The 20,232-nt window shown below is 46.4% G+C and carries 15 protein-coding genes and 2 tRNA genes; 5 read left to right on the top strand and 12 right to left on the bottom strand.

What is annotated here, in order from left to right; all coding sequences use genetic code 11:
- Both NTX76_04510 and NTX76_04515 read left to right on the top strand, forming a co-directional pair.
- Window positions 1–1,508, top strand: a 1,508-nt coding sequence (locus NTX76_04510; protein ID MCX7338525.1) for an autotransporter outer membrane beta-barrel domain-containing protein, incomplete at its 5' end; no start/stop codon positions are given.
- Between the two features lie 2 nt (window positions 1,509–1,510).
- Entirely contained in the window at window positions 1,511–3,601 is a 2,091-nt protein-coding gene (locus tag NTX76_04515; GenBank protein ID MCX7338526.1) for a ComEC/Rec2 family competence protein, read from the top strand.
- Window positions 3,602–4,457: 856 nt separating this feature from the next.
- Here NTX76_04515 and NTX76_04520 read toward each other — a convergent pair.
- A complete protein-coding gene (locus tag NTX76_04520; GenBank protein ID MCX7338527.1) occupies window positions 4,458–5,261 on the bottom strand; it encodes a MetQ/NlpA family ABC transporter substrate-binding protein in 804 nt (267 codons plus the stop codon).
- Between the two features lie 81 nt (window positions 5,262–5,342).
- On the opposite strand from NTX76_04520, the gene NTX76_04525 reads away from it, so the two are divergent.
- Both NTX76_04525 and NTX76_04530 read left to right on the top strand, forming a co-directional pair.
- Window positions 5,343–6,029: an ABC transporter ATP-binding protein gene (locus NTX76_04525; protein ID MCX7338528.1), complete on the top strand. Its 687-nt coding sequence runs from the start codon at window positions 5,343–5,345 to the stop codon at window positions 6,027–6,029.
- A 5-nt stretch (window positions 6,030–6,034) separates the two neighbouring features.
- Window positions 6,035–6,892: a metal ABC transporter permease gene (locus NTX76_04530; protein ID MCX7338529.1), complete on the top strand. Its 858-nt coding sequence runs from the start codon at window positions 6,035–6,037 to the stop codon at window positions 6,890–6,892.
- Here NTX76_04530 and murJ read toward each other — a convergent pair.
- The 6 genes from murJ to NTX76_04560 all read right to left on the bottom strand — a co-directional run bounded on the left by murJ (window position 6,842) and on the right by NTX76_04560 (window position 15,432).
- Window positions 6,842–8,365: a murein biosynthesis integral membrane protein MurJ gene (gene murJ / locus NTX76_04535; protein MCX7338530.1), complete on the bottom strand. Its 1,524-nt coding sequence runs from the start codon at window positions 8,363–8,365 to the stop codon at window positions 6,842–6,844. The genes NTX76_04530 and murJ overlap by 51 nt on opposite strands.
- Before the next feature lie 47 nt (window positions 8,366–8,412).
- Window positions 8,413–8,625, bottom strand: coding sequence for a hypothetical protein (locus tag NTX76_04540; protein ID MCX7338531.1), 213 nt, complete (start codon window positions 8,623–8,625; stop codon window positions 8,413–8,415).
- Window positions 8,618–9,859 (bottom strand): MFS transporter, encoded by a 1,242-nt coding sequence (locus tag NTX76_04545; GenBank protein MCX7338532.1) that lies wholly within the window; start codon window positions 9,857–9,859, stop codon window positions 8,618–8,620. Before NTX76_04545 ends, NTX76_04540 begins: the two co-directional genes overlap by 8 nt.
- A gap of 9 nt (window positions 9,860–9,868) precedes the next feature.
- The gene (rsmI, locus tag NTX76_04550) at window positions 9,869–10,720 is read right to left on the bottom strand and encodes a 16S rRNA (cytidine(1402)-2'-O)-methyltransferase (GenBank protein MCX7338533.1); all 852 of its coding nucleotides are present in this window, start codon (window positions 10,718–10,720) and stop codon (window positions 9,869–9,871) included.
- 222 nt (window positions 10,721–10,942) lie between these two features.
- Window positions 10,943–13,570 carry a tetratricopeptide repeat protein gene (locus tag NTX76_04555; GenBank protein ID MCX7338534.1) on the bottom strand — a complete coding sequence of 876 codons (2,628 nt, stop codon included), beginning with the start codon at window positions 13,568–13,570 and terminating at the stop codon, window positions 10,943–10,945.
- 92 nt (window positions 13,571–13,662) lie between these two features.
- Complete coding sequence (locus tag NTX76_04560) at window positions 13,663–15,432, bottom strand: aminopeptidase family protein P (GenBank protein ID MCX7338535.1); 1,770 nt, start codon at window positions 15,430–15,432, stop codon at window positions 13,663–13,665.
- 150 nt (window positions 15,433–15,582) lie between these two features.
- Between NTX76_04560 and NTX76_04565 the strand changes: the two genes are divergently transcribed.
- Window positions 15,583–16,365, top strand: coding sequence for a hypothetical protein (locus NTX76_04565; GenBank protein MCX7338536.1), 783 nt, complete (start codon window positions 15,583–15,585; stop codon window positions 16,363–16,365).
- Here the strand turns inward: NTX76_04565 and dnaJ are convergent.
- From dnaJ to NTX76_04590, 5 genes are all read right to left on the bottom strand, one after another.
- Window positions 16,362–17,531, bottom strand: a complete 1,170-nt coding sequence (gene dnaJ, locus NTX76_04570) for a molecular chaperone DnaJ (protein MCX7338537.1) — start codon at window positions 17,529–17,531, stop codon at window positions 16,362–16,364. The genes NTX76_04565 and dnaJ overlap by 4 nt on opposite strands.
- A 96-nt stretch (window positions 17,532–17,627) precedes the next feature.
- Window positions 17,628–19,529: a molecular chaperone DnaK gene (dnaK, locus tag NTX76_04575; GenBank protein ID MCX7338538.1), complete on the bottom strand. Its 1,902-nt coding sequence runs from the start codon at window positions 19,527–19,529 to the stop codon at window positions 17,628–17,630.
- Between the two features lie 257 nt (window positions 19,530–19,786).
- Window positions 19,787–20,005 (bottom strand): translation initiation factor IF-1, encoded by a 219-nt coding sequence (gene infA / locus NTX76_04580; protein MCX7338539.1) that lies wholly within the window; start codon window positions 20,003–20,005, stop codon window positions 19,787–19,789.
- A 52-nt stretch (window positions 20,006–20,057) separates the two neighbouring features.
- Window positions 20,058–20,133 (bottom strand) — tRNA-Thr (locus NTX76_04585).
- A gap of 13 nt (window positions 20,134–20,146) precedes the next feature.
- A tRNA-His gene (locus NTX76_04590) sits at window positions 20,147–20,223 on the bottom strand.
- Between the last annotated feature and the right edge of the window lie 9 nt (window positions 20,224–20,232).

Here is a 20,232-nt window from a genome sequence, read left to right on the forward strand (position 1 = left end):
CATTAGGCGCTATCCCCAAGCTCCGCATCACCCAAGACTTCCTCCCGTCATCCCGCGACTTGATCTCGGGATCCACAACGGAATACATAGATCCCGCGATCAAGTCGCGGGATGACGGGATCATTCTTATAAACCGACAAGAAAAAGACGGGTATATCACTCGGATTTCTGAGGTATTTAGAGTTCAGAGACAGAGCTTAGGCAACGCAAAAAAATATTTCACAGTCCTGTTATGGTCTTTGCTGATCCTATGTTTGGAAAACAAAGTTGTGTTGGGTAGTGGTCCTGGTCCTGCAACCAATCCCTGTCCCCCCGGGTACATAAATATACCGCTCGCTGGGACACATGGGCAGTGCGTTCCTGCGCCCGTTGCGCCTGTCCAAAGCCCTTCACTACAAACTCCGTCACGACTTGACGATGAACCGGGATACACACCCGATGGACCCCCGCCAGCAGGTAATGACTTCGCCGCTTCTGCCAAAAAGTTAGCCATTCTTTTGCAAAGGTTCAAGGGTTTTCAACGTCAATCAACGCCATCTGATCGCCCCACGATCCGGTATATGCTGAGTGAACAAACAAACCAAGAACCCATCGTTATTAAACCAAAGGATAGTAATTGGGGATTCTTTGTTGCGGGTCTGTTTTCCACCGGAAAAAACGAGAAAACAGATCTATCGCCCGCCAGTAAAGATTACCAGGAGGGGATCCTGACCGGTGTTGAATGGCGTGATGCTGCGCAGGAAAATTTTATTAATCTGGCAATTGGGGGAACTCTTGGTGAATCTCATGAGCAAATTCAGCCCAACAATATAATGAAGGGAAAAACCGCCCTATCCACGCTGTATTATAGCCACAGCTTTTGGAGGGAGGGGGAATTAAACACATATGGAACAGCATCGCATACTGTATCAAACGATCAACGTGTTGTGCCTAATCCGACAGGTAATTCTATGTATAGTCATGCTCGCCCCAAAACAGATCGCATTACAGTGGATCAGCAAATAGCCTATAAATTCAAATGGAAAGATGACACATCACATAAAACGATATTTTCAATAAAGCCTTATGCTGGCCTTGTTTGGGGCAATACAGCTCGACGTGCTTTTAAGGACCGTGATGGGGGCCCGAACGGATTTTCTCATGCACCCCTTGCTTACGATACCGTTGATGTGAACATGGGCTTGGGTATTCGTCGTCGGTGGATAACAGAAAACTGGACCCTAAAGGCAACGGGGGAAATGTCAATATCATTTAATTTAAATCGTCCGAAAATTAACGACATGGTGTTTGTAAATAGTTCCCCTGAGACGGGATTCTTAATCCAAGATCCGTCCCCCAGCCTGAAAACCCTGACGCCAAGTTTAAACATGAGCATGGCGCCCAAAGATGGAGCCTGGAAGCTTTGTCTGCAAATGGTAACACGATTGCAAGATCATCGGACATCGAATCTTGTGCTTTTGCGCCTTGTTGTGCCATTTGGGGCAGCAGCCCTTATGAATCCTGAATAGTTTTGTTTTCAAGCCAGGAGCATCGGTGGTTTCTGTGGTGGCCCATTGGCATGGGGCTGGGGATTTGGTTTTATTTCCAGCTCCCATTTGAACCCCCGCTCAGGGAAACGCTTATCGTTATCTTTCCCTGCATAGTGATCTTGAGCGGTATCTGGTTTTTTCTAAGCATTCGTTGGTCCTTTGCGCCATTGTGGCGTTTCATTGTCGCTGGAATGATCAGTGTTTGTATTGGATTTTCGGCGATCGTTATTCGGACGCACAGACTAGCAACCCCGATGTTGGAACAACCAGCCAAGGGTGTAGTGCTTTCTGGCCTTGTGCGCGAAGTGGATCACCCCAATTCCCGTAACGGGGGAAAAAGACGGTTTGTTTTAACCAAGCTAACATATGAAAATCAGCCGGCAGGCCGCACCCCAACAGCCGTACGGTTAACTGCTTTGCCAAATTTATTCGATCAAAAGCCCGGTGATTATGTCCAATGCTTGGTTGATTTATTGCCGGTTCCACCACCCGTCAGTTTGTATGGATATGATGCCCAAATTCATTCCTACTTTGCCGGCGTCGGTGCTGTTGGACGCGTTAAAAACCAATGCCACCTTATCAAGGGCAAGACGGAAACATCCTTGCAAAAGTGGCGGTATCTTTTGACTAAGCAACTTCGAACGCGGATTCCTGGCACCGCTGGCGAAATTGCTGCGGCCCTTGTGACGGGGGATCGCTCAGGTATTCCATCATCCGTGCGCCAAGATTTCACCGATGCTGGGATTGCCCATATATTGGCGATTTCCGGGCTTCACATTAGCCTGATTGCCGGGTTTGTGTTTTTTATTGTCCGCCGTGGTTTGGTGCTAATCCCCCCGGTTGCGGAACGGTTTATGATTAAAAAATGGGCCGCGTGCGTGACAATTGTGGCCACAAGTATTTATTTGGCCATTTCGGGATTTGGGTTTCCAGCGCAGCGTGCATTTATTATGACGTGCCTTGTGATGCTGGGTGTTTTTATGGATCGTAACCCGTTGTCTATGCGATCGGTTGCCCTGGCCGCCACGTTTATTTTGTGTATTTTCCCCGAAAGCATTCTGTCGATTAGTTTTCAGTTATCATTCGCGGCCGTTGTGGCGCTGATCGCGGCCTATGAATCAGGGTGGCAGCCTTTGCGAAATTGGGTTGCGGCCGGTGGGTGGTACAGGCGCCCCATCGGGTATTCTGTTGGCGTTACGATCACAACCATTGTTGCGACGTTGGCGACCACGCCATTCGTGATGGCGACGTTCAATCGGTTGACGGCGCAGGCGATCATGGGGAATCTGTTGGCTATTCCATTGACAAGCCTATGGATTATGCCAGCTGCATTGTTTTCGGTTCTGTCATTGGGTTTTGGTGGGGCTGATTGGATGTTTGATATCTGGGGGCGTGGCATTCATTTTTTGGTGGCTGTATCGCACAGCGTCGCTGGATTGCCGGGGTCTGGTATCCTTGTGGCGTCTCCACCGCCCGGTTTTGTCGCCCTTATTTTGGGGGGTGGTTTGTGGATTTGCTTGTGGCAAAAATTAGGACGCTGGTTGGGGTTGGTGCCCATTGTTCTTGCGTTGCTCATTATAAATGTCGATCACCATCCCCACATTTATATGGCCGGGGACGGCAGCATCATGGCGTATCGATCACTTGGCAAATTGTATGCGTCATCATTAAAGGCAGGATATTTCTTTGCGCAACAATGGGTAAAGGAGCTTGGTCTTTCCAGGATTGAACCCTGGCCAAATCCGATCATCATTATTCCCATTAAGCCTGATCAGAAAATCACCCTGGTTTCCAACCCCTATTATTGGAACAAGGATTATCCGGATTTGACTTTTAAAAGCACCATTCGTACGTGGTGCACAAAGGATGCAATTGTTTTGGGCAATGGATACCTGTGGCGATATTGCCGCAAAAAAAATTTCACAAGTATATTAATCGATCGATTCACCCTCAAGCAAAAAGGGACGCAATTTATCCGGGTCAAAGACGGGCTTGTCAGAGTCATAAACTTGGGGGAAACCTTAGGAAAGCGCCCCTGGAGAACGACTGCAGAAACCTTGACATTTAGATGATTATGTTCTCAAATCCTAGATAAGGGTATAGCAAGAATTTTTTTAGGGGGAAATCGTTTTTTATGAGTATGCGTATGTTAAAAAATCTTTTATTAATGGGTTGTGTTGGGTCGTTTTCCTTTCCTGGATGGGCTATGGACTCGGACCACGTTTTTTCATTCTTTGATGCAGAAGAGCCAGAAATGCCAACACTAAAGAAAAAAGGATCCTCCCGTAGGCGTTACACCACTGATTCTGCCCCTGCCAAACCTTTAAAGACTGTCGCTTCTTTCCGGCACCTTAGCATGGCTGCGTCGGCCAGCGTTTCCCAGACAGTTAAAATTGAATCAGCCCGTGAAATTCAGCCCAAAGTCAAGATTACTCATTCTCCTATCTATTCGAGCTTTGATCTTAATCGGCCTAAGACCCCGTGTTGTTCGTTTGCCTCACTTGATCGTGGTATGCCAGACCAAGAGGCAGAGCAAAAAATACAATCAACAACCTCTCATGATAATGATTGGCATGACGACGATGTGTTTCCGTTTGAGCTTGAGCCCCCGCAGACCCCGCTTCCGCCACCGAGTACGGTGAGTGTGCTCAATCCGCCGTCAATTGAGAGCACGGTATCGAATAATAGCCCGGACACAAACAACAGTCGCACGTCCAGTATATCAAGCGGCCAAACCGAAAATAGAAGAAGGTATTCTGATGCAAGTCGTAGCATGGCAAGCAGTAGCGAGAGCGATGATGAGCTAGGGCTTATCTCTTCCCGGGATCGAAGCCTAATCACGCCATCTCAATCAATCACAATACCCCCGAGTCGTCGACCTTCTTTGATATCCCAATTTTCAGGACTCAGTCAAAATTGCAGAAGCGGCTACCAGCCGGGAATAACAACCCCTTTAAATTCCTTATCAATAAAATCTTTTGTTTCTGGGCTTTGATAAAGGGCGACAAACTTTTGAATTGTGGGGTTTTTTTCGTCCCCCTTTCGGACTGCAATAATGTTCATATAGGGGGAATTTCTGTCTTCGTTAAACAGGGTGCTTTTCGGGTTGATATTGGCTACAACAATCCAGTCCGTGTTAATCACGGCGGCATCTAAGTCATCTAATGACCTTGGAAGGTGAGGGGCCTCCAGTTCAACAATTTTGATGGATTTTGGGTTGTGATCGATGTCTAGGACACTGGGGTTGGTCGATGCTTTTAAGGTTATGACCCCCGCTTTTTGAAGCAACAGCAGCGCCCGACCTCCATTGGTTGGGTCGTTTGGAATACCAATCTTGCTGCCAACGCTTAACGTTCCCAGATCCTTGATCTTGTTTGAATAAATCCCCATGGGCATTAAAACGCTTTGGGCCAGGCTTTGGATTTTATATCCCCGGCTTTTGATTTGTTCATCTAAAAAGGGTTTGTGTTGATAACAATTTACGTCAATCTCTCCCTGGTCCAGGGCTGCATTGGGCAACAGAAAATCATTAAATTCCACAACATCAATCGTCAGGCCATCTTTTTTGGCCATTTTTGAAACGTGGTCCATGATGGTTGCATGTGGCCCCGCAACAACGCCGATACGCAATTTGTTTTCGTTTATCGTGGGGGCTTTCCCAGGGCTTTTCCAATTGAAAAACGCCACCAAAGCTACCGTGCATAATAAACCAAGGACCGCTATTTTTTTCATCTCTTCCACTTTCATTTAGATTAGGTATATCATCATAATGAATGCGTTGGCGAAGCGATAGATCAAAAGCAGAAAGCAGACATGATAAAACTTACAACTATTCGTCACATATATAATCAGCAGATTGCCCTGGACGATATCTCTGTATCGTTTCCTGCGCGGTCCCTGACGGCAATCATTGGGCCGAACGGGGCAGGGAAAAGCACGCTTTTGAAAATAATGGCTGGGCTTTTGCTACCCTCAAAGGGAAAGGTTTCCATCAAACCCGAAAAGCGCGTCGCGTACTTGCCGCAGCATTCCAACATTGATCGTTCTTTTCCATTAAGCGTTTTGGATGTTGTCACCATGGGTTTGTGGCCAAAAATGGGCGTTCTAACGGGTGTTCCACTTGAAAAGAAACAGGATTTGCATCGGGCCCTGACAACGGTTGGGCTGGGTGGGTTCGAGGATCGCGCCTTAACGGCCCTGAGTGGGGGGCAATTTCAACGGCTTTTGTTTGCCCGGATGATAGTTCAGGATGCCGATATTTTACTGCTTGATGAACCATTTGCTGCTGTCGACGAACCAACGACAAAGGATCTTTTGCATATGTTGACAGAATGGCACCGCCAGGGGAAAACAATTATTGCCGTGATGCACAACCTGCATTTGGTTAAAAAGTTTTTCACGCGTACCATGATTTTGTCAAAGCGGGTTGTGGCATACGGGGAAACGTCTCGCATTCTGACGCCCGATAATCTGCTTAAATCCATGTTTGGGGGCGAATAAGAGGTATGGATTTATTTTCACTAGCCATTCAGCCATTTACTGATTATGTCTTTATGAAAAGGGCGTTGATTGCGTGCCTGGGGATTGCATTATCAAGTCCACCTGTTGGCGTTTTGCTTATCCACCGACGGATGAGTTTGATGGGCGAAGCCCTTTCGCACGGTATATTGCCGGGCATTGCCTTTGCGTATTTATTGTTTGGGATGTGGCTTCCGGGGTTGGCAGTGGGCGGCATTATTGCGGGTCTGATTGTCACGTTCCTGAGCAATATGGTTGCGCGCAAAACTGTCCTGCCAGAGGATGCCAGCTTTAGCAGTTTTTATATCACAGCCCTGGCGTTGGGAGTGTTGGTTTTATCCATCGCGGGGGGCAACATGAATTTGATGCATCTTTTGTTTGGCAATGTGCTGGCCGTTGACAAGAGTTCGCTGGTTTTTATTGTAACTACATCGCTTTTAACAATTACGGCGTTGATCCTGCTTTATCATCCGTTGATTTATGATTGTTTCGATCCGCTTTTTATGAGATCTGTGGGCCTGCGTAGCGGGGCCTATAATGCGCTGTTTCTGGTGTTGATCGTTTGTAATTTGGTTGCCGGTTGTCAGGCTTTGGGGACATTGATGGCATTGGGGATTATGATGGTTCCGGCAAGCACCGCGAAATTATTATCCAAACGGTTTGTTCCCATGTTTATCCTGAGTATCATGATCGCTATGACAGCCAGTTATGGGGGGCTTTTGCTGTCTTACCATTTGAACTGGCCATCGGGCCCAACGATCGTCCTTGTTTGTGGCTTTTTTTATGGACTGGCTTTAGTGTATTCGCTTAAGAAGGTTGACGCCCATCATGCGTCCAAGGCCTAGATAAAAGGCACCCCCTGCACTAACAAAGCCAAGGACACTTATAACCTCTAGAAACACAGAACCGTCTTTCGGCATAAAATTATTTTGTAAATACCATACAAAGGTGGCCATAGTGCAGGACACAAAAAGGATTTTTAACAGGGACAGCAAAAGGATTTTGTTAAACGAAAATTGTTGGCGATGTCTCAAGAAGCCCGCCAAAAGAACAACGTTGATCCACGCGGAAATGGATGTTGCCAGGGCAAGGCCAACATGCGCCCAATAACGCATCAAAATGAAATTCAGGACCAGATTGCATAGCACGGAAACCAGCGCCGCTTTAACCGGGGTCACTGTATCCTCCATAGCGAAAAACGTCGTTGAAAAAACCTTGCCGGCCACGTACGCGGGCAGGCCAATCGCATAGGCTGCCAATGTGGGGCTAGTATTCGCAACATCCATCGCCGTAAATTGACCATGTCCATAAATAAGATGAATCAAGGGATCTGATAATACAATCAAACCAAGGGCCGCCGGCACAGTGAATTTCATGGCAAATTCAAGCGCCATGGACTGTGTTTCTCTTGCTTTCTCAAAATCTTTTTGGCGCCAATATCGCGACAACGGCGGCAGCAGGGCCGTTCCAATTGCAACCCCGAAAATCGATAAGGGTAACTGGTTCAGGCGATCTGCATAATACAAATACGAAACACTTCCGGTCGTCAGGAACGATGCAAATATCGTATCGACCATGATGTTGATCTGCATCACGCCGGCACCAATCATTCCCGGGATCATCAATCTGATGACGCGACGCACATCGGGCGATAACGATGGCCATTTCAGACTAAGGGCAAAATCAGCCCGTTTACAAAAATAATACAACCATGATGGTTGCAAAATTCCCGCCACAAAAACAGCGCCGGACAGAATAATACCAGGCTCCAGGGATAAATTTGGCGTCAAAAGAAGCCCAATGATCATGGTGATGTTTAGTAAAATTGGCGCAGCTGCTGCCGCTGCAAAACGATCCAGGGAATTCAAAATCCCCGCCAACAAGGCCGACAATGAAATGAACAAAATATAGGGAAAGGTGATTCGTGTAAATTTTATGGCAAGGTCCAATCGTTCCGGAGTCGTTGCGAATCCGGGGGCCAGAACGGGCATTAATTGGGGGGTGAATACCAGAACAAACACAACAAAAAAGAATAAAAACCAGGCCATCACCGAAAATACGTCTGTGGCTAAGGTTTTAGCGGGGGCGGGTCCTTTTGTGGTCAGGCACCCTGCGAATTGGGGTACGAACGCGGCATTAAACGCCCCCTCGGCAAAGAAACGTCGAAAGAAATTGGGAAATTTAAACGCAACGATAAAGGCATCGGCAATCATCCCCGCGCCCAAAATGTGCGACATTAGGATCTCACGCACCAATCCCAGAATTCGGCTGAGGGCGGTATAGCCGCCAACCGTTGTTGCGGCACGGAAAAGATTCACTCTGTTATTCTTCCTTTTTGGCTCAAACTCACGAAAAACAATTTCATCTAAAGAGCTCCCAAGTCCTCCCGTGGCTTGACCACGGGATCCATGGGCCCCGCGATCAAGTCGCGGGGTGACGGGAGAGAAGAATCTGCAGGGGATTCATCCCCCTTTGGTTCGGAGCGCATCTGTTGTTGCTGCTTTCGCTTAATCAAATTTTTGCGTAATGCTGCCACCAATCGGGCCTGTTTTGGAGTGTCTTTTGGATTTTTAGTCATGTGTGTTCCGGGTTCTTTTCTTCTTTTCTTTTTTCCCTATTCTGGTGAGGAAATAGAGGGTTGGGACAGCGCTCAGGCTAGCAATAAAGAATAGGGTTGTCCATCCCAATAAATCGGCTGCCACCCCAGAAACAACAGAAACCAAAACACGACTAAGTGATCCGATGGAATAAAGCAATGTAAAATGGCTGGCTGTAAAGGGGCGAACGCAAAATCGCGAAAGATAGGAAATAAAAGCCGCTGAACACAATCCAGAACAAAAACTTTCAACGCCAATCGTTACAACAAGAACGCGCATATTGCAGCCGGCCCAGGATTGAACAACAAACATGAAGCATGATAATCCCTGCAAAATGGCGCACAAGACAAGGGACCGCGTTATTCCCATTTTGTGGATCAAAATCCCACCGACCAGGCTGCCGCTGACCATCATGCCGATACCAAAAAATTTGGTGACGTTTGCGTAATCAACCTTTGTAAAGCCAAGGTCAAATAAAAATGGAGATGACATTGCGCTTAAAACGGTATCCCCTACCTTGAAAAATAAAATAAAAGCCAGTAGCTGAATAAAAAATGGTCCGGATGCAAGTGTTTTCCACGAAGCGGAAAAATCAACAGAATGGTCGGGGATGGATACAGAGGGGGCGGTTTCTTTCATTGATAAAAGGGCGACAATGCCAACTGCGCAAAACACCGCCGTCAGGCAATAAGCCGCGGGCCATCCATAGCATGCTGCCAGGTAAAGTGTTCCGGCACCAGAGGTGAGCATTCCAAATCGAAATCCAATGGATTCGGCGGCGGCTCCTGCTCCGGCCATTTTTTTATCGAGCAAATCAATGCGGTATGCATCAACAATGATGTCTAATGTCGCCGCAAAGAACGAAATTCCAAAGGCGCAAAACCCAGAAAACAAAAGATTTGTCGCGGGATTGCTTAGGCCCAGCGCCACAATCATGCAGCAGCATCCGATTTGGGATACAAGGCCCCAGCTTTTCCTTTGCCCCAGGAGGGTAGTTAAAATGGGAAGGGATGCTTTTTCTATAACTGGGGCCCAAAGGAATTTCAAACTATAGGGCAGACTTGTGACCATGAAAAGTCCGATGATACTTTTGCTGACGCCGATTTCCGACAGCCAAAAGCTGAGCGTCGAAAGCGTCAAAAGAAAAGGCACGCCGCTACAAAAGCCCAGGCTAAAAAGGGTGATTAGATTTTTTTGAAGATAGATCGTAAACATTGTTTAATACTAGGACTTCGCCCGCAATAAATCCAGCTGCAATAAAGCGAGCTGATAGGTATGTTTTTTTGAAATCCCTAGTGTCTCTGCAACAATGCGACTGGCATCCTTTACGGATTCTGTTTTTAGATGATGGGTTAAAAGCGCGTTGATATCGTCGTCAGACAATTCCGTCTGTGATGGCGGGCTGAGGGTTATCACAATTTCCCCCCGCGCAGGGTGGTCGGTGAAGTGGGAAATCGCTTCTTCAAAAGTACCGGCGACCGCTTCCTCGAAAATTTTTGTGATTTCCCGAACAACGGTCACGTGGCGGTTGTTGAAAATTTGCGCCATCTTTTGCAATGTTTTTACCAAACGTTTTGATGATTCGTAATAAATCAATGTGCCGTCAATTCGTTGGTGTGCTGGGAATTTGGCTGATTCCACAAACCCAGCGAAAAAAAACCGATCACTGGGCATGCCGGACAAAACAAGACCGCTGATAACGGCGCAGGCCCCCGGGATTACGGTGTAATAAACGTCGTTTTCCTGACACATTTTGACCAATTTATATCCAGGGTCAGAAATAAGTGGGGTCCCTGCATCGCTTATCAGTACAATCGATTTCCCATCTTTGATATCCTGCAAAAGACGGGGGCGAATATGGTCCGCGTTATGGTCGTGATACACGACCAATGGTTTATTGATGCTGTAATGGCTAAGCAGTGTTCGGCTGATGCGGCTGTCTTCGCAAGCGATTAAGTCACAACTTTTGAGGATGCGAAGGGCGCGCACTGTAATATCCTCCAGGTTTCCAATCGGCGTTGCGACAATATAAAGCCCTGGTTTTAATCCTAAAGTCTGTGTCAAGGGAAGGGTCACGCGGGTGTCTCAGGTTTTGATGTGAATAAAGAAAATTAGTATAACCTGAGTTCGACGTAATAATCCCCAAAAACCTCATCTTTCATTTGGTAATCCTGGGTTGCTTCGTCGCTACGCTCCTCGCAATGACGTCGTTGCGAGGAGGGCGAAGCGCCCGAAGAAGCAACCCAGGCCTTAAAACACCAGTCTTGATAAGGGCTTTCGGTCCTTTTTACATCGAGCTCAGGTTACCCCACCCAATTTCGCCATCTTGTCTGCGATCCTTGCAACATGGGGTGAATCGGGTGGAAGGTGACCTTGTGCAATTTCAAAGGACTGTTTTATATAGTCAGTTGCTTTGATCTTGTGGTCTGCTGCCTGTTGGGCATCGCCTTTGGTAGTAGCATCTTCTGATTTTTTCAGATAGAGATCAGATAGGTTTTCAAAGATAATGTGTTTCCTGGGGTGTTTTTGGTGTTTTAAACTGTCCAATGAATCTTGAAAATACTTTTCAGCATTATCATAGTCGTTTTGTGATAAACAGATCTCTCCTTTTATTATTAAAGCCAGGGCAAGATTTATACGACTCATGTCGCTGTGGGTATTTATGATTTTAAGGCTTCTTTCGCAACAATCGTGTGCCTGTTCATAATTTCCAATCGCTGCGTAGAGTTCACTAAGGCGTAAGAAGGCCCACACTGTGTTGAGGGATGTTTCAGAGTGCAGCAGACATATTCTCAGACTATCTTTAAGGATCGGTTCGGCCTTTTCGTGCTGGCCCATGCAGCGATAACAATGTCCTAAAATTAGCAATGCCTCACCAACATCAGGATGATTTTTGGAAAACATCTTTTTATAAACAAGTGTGCTTTGTACTAATAGAGCTTCGGCATTTTTGTAGTATCCAACGTTGACACAAAGAAGTCCGAGCATCCGTTGAATGCGCGCGGCACCAATACTGTCTTTTGACATTTTCTGCTGAGAAAGTTCTAAGCCTTCTTCAAGGGCTTGTTTTGCTTTGACAAATTGGCCTAGGTTTCTATATGCATTTCCAAGAAAAACCATGGCCTGGACGCGCTCTGCGAAATTTTCTGGGTAGTATGTTTTGTAGATAAAAATACTTTTCTCTAGTGGCTCTATGGCTTGTTCAAATTTGTTGATATTTTTGTACATATTCCCGAGAAGGGCCAGAGTTCTTGCGATATAAACATGATTTTCCTGAAAATGTTTTTTGTAGATATTGAGGCTTTTTTCAAGCTGAGGAATGATTTCCTTGAATTGTCCAAGCTCTTGATCTACTTTTGCCAAATCACTTAAGCCTCGTGCTATGCGCTCGAAATTCTGATCATAATCACGATTCAGTAAAACCTGGCTCTCTTCTAGATTTTGCTTTGCCTTTTTATAATCCGCCATGTAAAAATAAATAGCTCCCAGTTGCCCCTTAAACGCCCCTTGTGTGGTATCCGATATTAACGGGGCATGACCCAAAATGGCTTCCCAGTGGCTAATGACAGTCTTCATTTTTTCACAGTCTTCGGTATCCAAAACCTTTTTCATGTAACCTTCCAGCGAAGATGAAATTGAGTGAATCATCGCCACTTTCCGGTCTGGCGACAGTGATTGCAATAAATGACTCAGGCAAATCGCCTGCATGCTTCGGTGAAGGGATATGAACTGGGTATCTGAATCTTGTGATGCTTGGCTCGTCATCAGTGAATAGGTTCGCATCATCTGGATAAACTTATCGACCGTATCCTTGTCTTTGTAATGATACAGAACATCCTTTGGGATTTGCTGGGAATCCATCACGCACAGCAAAAACAACAAGTCCTCAAACTCTGGTTTACCCTGAATCAGGCGGTCAATGACTGACACGATGACGCCATATCGTGTTTTCATATAATCACTGGTTTCTTTCATCAGATGCTCTTGGGATTTCTCGAACTCTTGGCTGTTCTTTTTGGCTTCTTTCAAATAATCTTCGTACGATATTTGTGTATTTTTGATGTAATGCGCTGCCGTGGATACATCCAGCGGAAACAAGGGGATATGATCCAGGAATTTTTCTGCCTCAGCAAATTGTTCGGGTTTTACATCGTAAGAACTGCGCCCATAAAGAATGCGGGTAAAAAGGGTGAGGGCATCCGCCCTTGATAAGGAATCAAGATGAATCACATTTTCGGGATTGATAAAATCAGCGTTTTTAAACGCCACATCGCGTGTTGTGATGATAACCTTGCCGGCCCCCCATGTGGTTTCATCCCGGGGAAAAAAATCCTTGATCTCTGAAAACGCATTCACGTTGTCATAAAGCAAAAGCCAGCCCTTTTGATCCTTGAGGTGTTTTTTGACCAGGGACAATAATTGTTTTTCTTTTTCATCCTGGTTTTTCAGGGTCTGGATGGATTCAAGCTCCTCTTTTTGAAGCCGTGTTTTTGCAAAAGTACCGGCCAAATCCATAAAGGATCGAATCAATTGGCTGTGTGTTTCTGCATTGATTTCCCACACAACAGATGCTTTGTGGGATCGACCAAACTGACGGGCTAGTGTTGTTTTTCCAACCCCACCCATTCCAACAATACCAACAAGCGCAACGGTTTTGATTGCATCATTTCCGCTTAGTTTTTGTTCAATTTGCAGGGATAATTGGGGGCGTTCTAGCAGAAAATTCCGTGTGGGATTGACCAGGTTGGATTTGATGGGATTGGGCGCAAGGAGATCGGGGTTTGTGCGGAGTAGCAGGATTACACACAAGGCGACCAGGCCAAGGGAAACAATTGTTATGAGAACCTTTCGTGCCAAAGATGGAAATTTCTTGCCAGCAAAAGGTGCATCATGAGTTGCATTGGAAGATTCTGTAAAGTTACTCAATTCACATCACCGTATTATGGGTTATTTGCCCACAAAAGATCATATAAAACAAAAGTTTGCAAGTTGTTTTATGGGGTAATAATGCAATGCTGTTATAGCGGATGGGTTGATTGGCGTAACCATTCCAAGGGCGATCCCTGAACCAGGGGTGATAAATGCTTGTAAATATGGGCGTGGTACGTATTCACCCATGCGCAATCCGTCGTGGTTAGTTGATCTAGATCGATCAAATTCCGATCAAGGGGGACCAGTGTTAGTGTTTCGAATTCCAATGCATCTTGTCTATGCGACGATTGAACGACCGTCATTAAATTTTCAATCCGAATTCCATACTCGCCGGGCTTATAATATCCTGGTTCATTTGATAAAATCATTCCGGGCTGTAATGTGGCATTACTTGGCCGTTTGCTGATGCCTTGGGGCCCTTCATGAACGTTTAGATAGCTCCCCACGCCATGCCCCGTACCATGATCATAATCCAGCCCTGCCTCCCACAAATATTGCCGCGCAAAACCATCCAACTGATACCCGCTGGTTCCCCGGGGAAATACAGCCTGGGCCAAAGCAATATGCCCACGCAAAACCCGCGTATATCGATCCTTATGTTCCGCTGTTGGGGCGCCAATAGCAACGGTTCGCGTAATGTCGGTCGTTCCATCCGGATATTGTCCGCCAGAATCGACAAGGTATAATTGACCTGTTTTTATGGGTGCATTACTGGTGGGTGTTGGTTGATAATGAATAATGGCGGCATTGGGGCCGGCTGCTGATATCGTTCCAAAACTAAGATTTTGAAATAAAGGCTGCGCCCGTCGTTGTGCCAATAAATAAGCGGCCGCATCTAATTCTGTGATTTGTTCTTTTTCGGCATTCTTGGAAAGCCAGGATAGAAAATGAATCATCGCAATGGCGTCACGACGATGGGCTGCGTGGGCCCCTTTAAGTTCGGTGGTGTTTTTGATCGCCCTTGGTAAAACTGACGGATCGTCCGCATAAATGACATTGATTCCAAGGTGATCCAGATCCATCGAAACTTTCACTGGAACCTTTGATGGATCCAGCATTATTTGCTGATTCTCAAGAGCAGGGAAGTAATCGATAAACTTGGTCATACAATGCCATCGGATTGTGTCACCGCAATACGTTCGAACATCATGATCGACCTTGTGTAAATCCACGAAAACATCCATCGACGCATCGGCATGTAAGATCGCAAACGCGTGGGCAACCGGCACATGGGGAACGTCATCCCCACGGATATTTAAAAGCCAAGCAACTGATTCCGGTGATGCCAAAATAACAGCATCAACCTTGGCGTTATGAAGGATTTTTGATACACGATGGCGTTTTGCATGGGATTCTTCCCCGCTCCATTCGATAGGGTGGGGGTGGATTCGCGATTTTGGGCGGTCTGGTCGCCCATCCCACAGCAAATCGATGGGATTGTGGGCACAGGGTTGCAGCGTAAAACCATACTGGTGCCCTCGCTTTTCCCATTCCGTGATCTGATTAATGGTATGAAGCCAGGGGTCGTAAAGAATAATTTTCCCGGGATGACTATATGTCGCAAGCCATTCCCCGATGCAGGCTGGCGTTAAGGGCAATATATCAAAAGAATGGGCAGAAACCTGTTTTTGGGCCTGCAACGTGTATCGTCCGTCAACAAATAAGGCGGCCTTGTGTTCCAGGATAATTGCCAAGCCTGCTGACCCTGTAAAGCCCGTTATCCAGGCAAGGCGTTCATCACAAGGGGCCACGTATTCCCCCTGAAAACAATCAGCGTGGGGCACAATCATGCCATGGACATGGCGTTCCCGCAGGTGACGATGGAAAGTTTCAAGATGTTCTGTGAAATTATGCATTTCTCATCATACAATAAAATGTGGAAAGAAATAAAGGTCCTTGTTATAGTGATGCATGTTTCTATTCAATGATAAAATCAAAACATAAGTATTGACAAATTATTAAATGAAAAAATATTACTTTAAAGATATTTAGTTGGTTATCTGTATATGAATTTTTTAAGACAAATTATAGGTGTTTTTCTTGTTACGGGTGTGATCGGATATGCGGCGGATGATTCATGCCAATCTTCAGATTTATTGCATGAAAGAGAAATCAATCCAAAGTTGAATCATATGAGTTTTGATTTTTCGGAATTTGGGGAAAAGGAGGCGATGACTCTTGTTCGGACTATTCGGTGCAATCGAAACCTTACGTCCTTGGATTTTGAAGGGAATGGCATGGGGTATAGTGGGGCGATTTATCTTGCCCGGATTATGAAAGAGAATCACACCATACAAGAGTTGCTTTTGTCCAGAACCAATATTGGTGATGCTGGGGCGGTGGTATTTGCTTGGGTCTTGGATCTAAGTCATAGTTTGATAACCCTGGATCTCTCCGGTTGTGGCATTACATCCATGGGTGGTATAGCCCTTGCTGGTGCCCTTCGACAGAACCGTGTCCTGACTAATTTGCTGTTGCATGACAATGATGTGGGGGATTCGGGGGTGATACATATTGCGGATGCTTTGGAGGGGAATAATACCCTAAAGCAGCTGGACCTAGCTGATAACAATATTGGGGATATAGGGGCGGAACATCTTGCCCTTTGTTTGAGGGTGAACAAAGGCCTGACGCATCTGTATCTTGCATTTAACCAGATTGGTGTGATAGGGGCGAAATTACTTTATGACGTTGTGCGGAATGATAATAACACCATAACGACCCTTCAACTCGAATCCAATGATATCGGGGAGGAAATGGAGTCCCTCTTCTTTAATATGGGACTCTAGCCATTCCCTAATTCTTCCCAAAAATCTTTAACCTTGGCAAAGAAACCACTGGATTGTGGATTGTTGGGTTCCTTTTGCATGGTTTCATCGAATTGTTTTAGGATTTCTTTTTGTTTCTTGGTCAGATTCACCGGGGTTTCAACGGTAACCTCAACAATTAAATCACCGCGTGCGTGGTTTCGGATGACTGACATGCCCTTGCTCCGGACACGGAATTGATGCCCGCTTTGCGTTCCGGATGGTACCTTGATCCCAACATGACTGCCATCAATGGACGGAACATCGATTTCCCCGCCCAGGCATGCTGTTATAATTGTAATGGGAACCTTGCAGTAAATATCGTGACCTTGACGCTTAAAGAAACGATGTGTGCTTATGCTTAGGAAAACGTATAAATCGCCCGGATGTCCGCCCCTAAGGCCCGCATCGCCTTCTCTTGAGACGCGAATTCGAGTTCCATCCTCAACCCCTGGGGGTATTTTGACCTCTAGGTTTTTCTCTCGCCTCGTTTTTCCTGTACCATTGCAGGATCGGCATGGATTGGAAACCATACGGCCGCTTCCGCCACAGGAATGGCATGCCCGTTCAATGGTAAAGAACCCTTGCTGCAGGCGCGTTTTCCCCCTGCCAGAACACGTTGGGCACATAACAGGATGCGCTCCACCGTCGCTGCCTGTCCCTTTACAGGGATCGCAAGCAACGCCCGTGGCATATTTAACGCGCGCTGTTGTGCCCCTAAACGCTTCTTCTAGTGAGATTTCTAGATTATAGCGAATGTCCGATCCTGGTTGCTGAAAGGCATCCGCCTGGGCGCTGCCACCCAAATCACCAAACATTTCGTCGATGATATCGGAAAAACTGGCCCCAAACCCACCATGCTGACCGCCAGCAAATCCAAATCCACCGCCGGGGTGTTGCTGTTGTTGGTTTCCAAATCCACCCTGCTCGAACGCGGCAGAGCCATATCGATCATAGGCTGCCCGTTTTTGATCATCCATCAGAATTTCATAGGCTTCGGTTGCTTCCCGAAACTTTTGTTCAGACTTTTTGTCGCCCTTGGTTCGATCGGGATGATGCTGCATTGCCAGCTTGCGATAAGCTTTTTTGATATCGTCTGAGCTGGCGGTTTTGCTAACGCCGAGTGTTTTATAAAGATCTTTAGACATTTTCTATTCTTGGTTATGGGGCAGTATCCGTCTTGTTGGTTTTGCCTGGTTATTGTTTATTGTCATCCCCGTCTTCACGGGAATGACAACTTGGATTTACTTTCCGTCTTTATGTCCATCTTCATCAGCATGGGAAAATTCTGCATCAACGACGGGGGCTGATTCACCCTCGGCTGGGGCGGCGCCGGCCTCTTGCTGAGCCTTATACATGACTTCCCCGATCTTCATAGATGACTGGGTAAGGGCCATTGTCTTTTCCTGAATCGCCTCAGCATCCTCACCCTCTAGGGTTTCTTTCAGGGCTGCCAAATCAGATTCGATCGTTGCTTTGTCAGCTGCATCTAATTTATCGCCATGTTCTTGCAGGCTTTTCTCTGTCGTATGAACAATGGCATCTGCATGATTTTTGGCTTCGATCACTTCGCGGCGTTTTTTGTCTTCCTCAGCATTGGATTCGGCTTCTTTAACCATACGATCAATATCAGCATCCGATAATCCACCAGAGGCTTGGATTTGGATTTGCTGTTCTTTCCCGGTTGCTTTGTCTTTGGCGGAAACCTTGACGATACCGTTGGCATCAATATCAAAGGTAACCTCGATCTGCGGAACGCCCCGTGGTGCCGATGGCAGACCCATCAAATCAAATTGTCCCAAGATTTTGTTTTGTGCCGCCATTTCACGTTCCCCCTGGAATACGCGAATGGTAACGGCCGTTTGGCCATCTTCTGCGGTTGAAAACGTTTGGCTTTTGCGGGTTGGAATGGTTGTGTTGCGATCAATCAGACGCGTAAACAATCCGCCCAATGTTTCAATCCCAAGGGACAGTGGTGTTACATCCAACAAAAGAACATCCGTGACATCCCCCTTAAGGACGGCGCCCTGAATGGCAGCGCCAATGGCAACCACTTCGTCTGGGTTTACGCCACGATTGGGTTCTTTACCGAAAAAGGTCTTGACCGTTTCCAGAACCTTTGGCATGCGGGTCATTCCGCCAACCATAATGACTTCGTCAATGTCTTTTGCCGAAAGACCAGCGTCTTTTAGTGCGGCCCTGCAGGGTTCGACGGTTCGTTGAATGAGGTCCTCAACCAAGGATTCAAATTTAGCGCGTGTCAATTTAACATTTAAATGCTTTGGGCCGCTGGCGTCTGCTGTCACAAACGGCAGATTGATATCTGTCTGAACAGAGGATGACAATTCAATCTTTGCTTTTTCTGCGGCTTCTTTTAAGCGTTGCAAGGCAAGGCGATCTTTACGAAGGTCGATCCCTTGTTCTTTTTGGAATTCACCAGCAACGTAATCAATAATGCGCGCATCAAAGTCTTCACCTCCCAGGAACGTATCCCCATTGGTTGATTTAACTTCAAACACACCATCCCCAATTTCAAGGATTGATACGTCAAATGTTCCACCACCAAGGTCATAAACAGCAAATATTCCGGTGGCTTTTTTCTCCATACCATAAGCCAAGGCTGCTGCCGTTGGTTCATTGATGATACGCAAGACTTCTAGTCCGGCGATTCGACCGGCATCTTTTGTTGCTTGACGTTGGGAATCGTTAAAGTAGGCTGGCACTGTAATCACGGCCTGTGTGACGGTTTCGCCCAGGTATGCTTCAGCTGTTTCTTTCATTTTTTGTAAGATATTGGCGCTGATTTGACTTGGGCTGTATTTTTTGCCACGTGATTCGACCCACGCATCACCATTATCACCAGCCACTATTTTATACGAGACTAGATTGACGTCTTTTTGGGTAATCGGGTCATTAAAGCGACGGCCAATAAGGCGCTTAATCGCAAATAATGTGTTTTCTGGGTTTGTAACACCCTGGCGTTTTGCCGCCTGACCGACCAGCACTTCTCCGGTTTCTGTAAAAGCAACCATGGACGGTGTTGTCCTGGCCCCTTCTGCATTTTCAATGACCCTTGCGGTTGCCCCTTCCATAACGGAAACACATGAGTTCGTTGTCCCAAGATCAATACCAATTACCTTTGCCATCGCTCTCTCTCCAAAATTTGAATATTATTATTTTCTGACGCGGCCACGTTAGCAGCATCAACGTCAGTCTGCTAGTAATATATAATTTTAAGCTTGCGAAATCAAGAGAATCGCTAGGGGCTTATTGTTTTTTATGAAAATGGCGTTATTTAGAGGGGGGGATTGCTCAAGGCAAATAAATATCGGATGGTCACGCATGCTTTATTCGTTCATGCGGAACATTATTTCTCCAAGCTTTGATTGTAAAAGACAGAAACTTATTTCTGCCTAAACGTGATGCGTCCTTTTGACAGATCATAAGGGGTCATCTCGACTGTCACGCGATCACCAGCCAAAACCCGGATACGATTTTTCCGCATGCGACCAGATGTGTGCGCAAGGATGACATGGTCATTTTCTAATTTAACACGAAACGTAGCATTCGGGAGTAATTCAACAACGACGCCACTAAATTCTATCAGGTCTTCTTTAGACATTAAGTTCCTAGGTAACTAATAATATGCACAATATTCGGTGCGAATTGGTTTCTGGTGCCGGTTGGAGGACTCGAACCCCCGACCTACTGATTACAAATCAGTTGCTCTACCAACTGAGCTAAACCGGCTTCTTAAAATATGTGGGGCGAGTGATCGGTCTCGAACCGACGGCCTCCAGAACCACAACCTGGCGCTCTAACCACCTGAGCTACACCCGCCATATGTAT

The sequence above is a fragment of the Alphaproteobacteria bacterium genome, from assembly GCA_026400645.1.
GTDB lineage: Bacteria > Pseudomonadota > Alphaproteobacteria > Paracaedibacterales > CAIULA01 > JAPLOP01.

Coding starts and splice junctions, on each gene's coding strand:
- NTX76_04565 (MCX7338536.1), top strand. CDS start 15,583: ATGAATTTTTTAAGACAAATTATAGGTGTTTTTCTTGTTACGGGTGTG.
- dnaK (MCX7338538.1), bottom strand. CDS start 19,529: ATGGCAAAGGTAATTGGTATTGATCTTGGGACAACGAACTCATGTGTT.
- NTX76_04560 (MCX7338535.1), bottom strand. CDS start 15,432: ATGCATAATTTCACAGAACATCTTGAAACTTTCCATCGTCACCTGCGG.
- NTX76_04545 (MCX7338532.1), bottom strand. CDS start 9,859: ATGTTTACGATCTATCTTCAAAAAAATCTAATCACCCTTTTTAGCCTG.
- infA (MCX7338539.1), bottom strand. CDS start 20,005: ATGTCTAAAGAAGACCTGATAGAATTTAGTGGCGTCGTTGTTGAATTA.
- dnaJ (MCX7338537.1), bottom strand. CDS start 17,531: ATGTCTAAAGATCTTTATAAAACACTCGGCGTTAGCAAAACCGCCAGC.
- NTX76_04540 (MCX7338531.1), bottom strand. CDS start 8,625: ATGACTAAAAATCCAAAAGACACTCCAAAACAGGCCCGATTGGTGGCA.
- NTX76_04530 (MCX7338529.1), top strand. CDS start 6,035: ATGGATTTATTTTCACTAGCCATTCAGCCATTTACTGATTATGTCTTT.
- NTX76_04525 (MCX7338528.1), top strand. CDS start 5,343: ATGATAAAACTTACAACTATTCGTCACATATATAATCAGCAGATTGCC.
- NTX76_04520 (MCX7338527.1), bottom strand. CDS start 5,261: ATGAAAAAAATAGCGGTCCTTGGTTTATTATGCACGGTAGCTTTGGTG.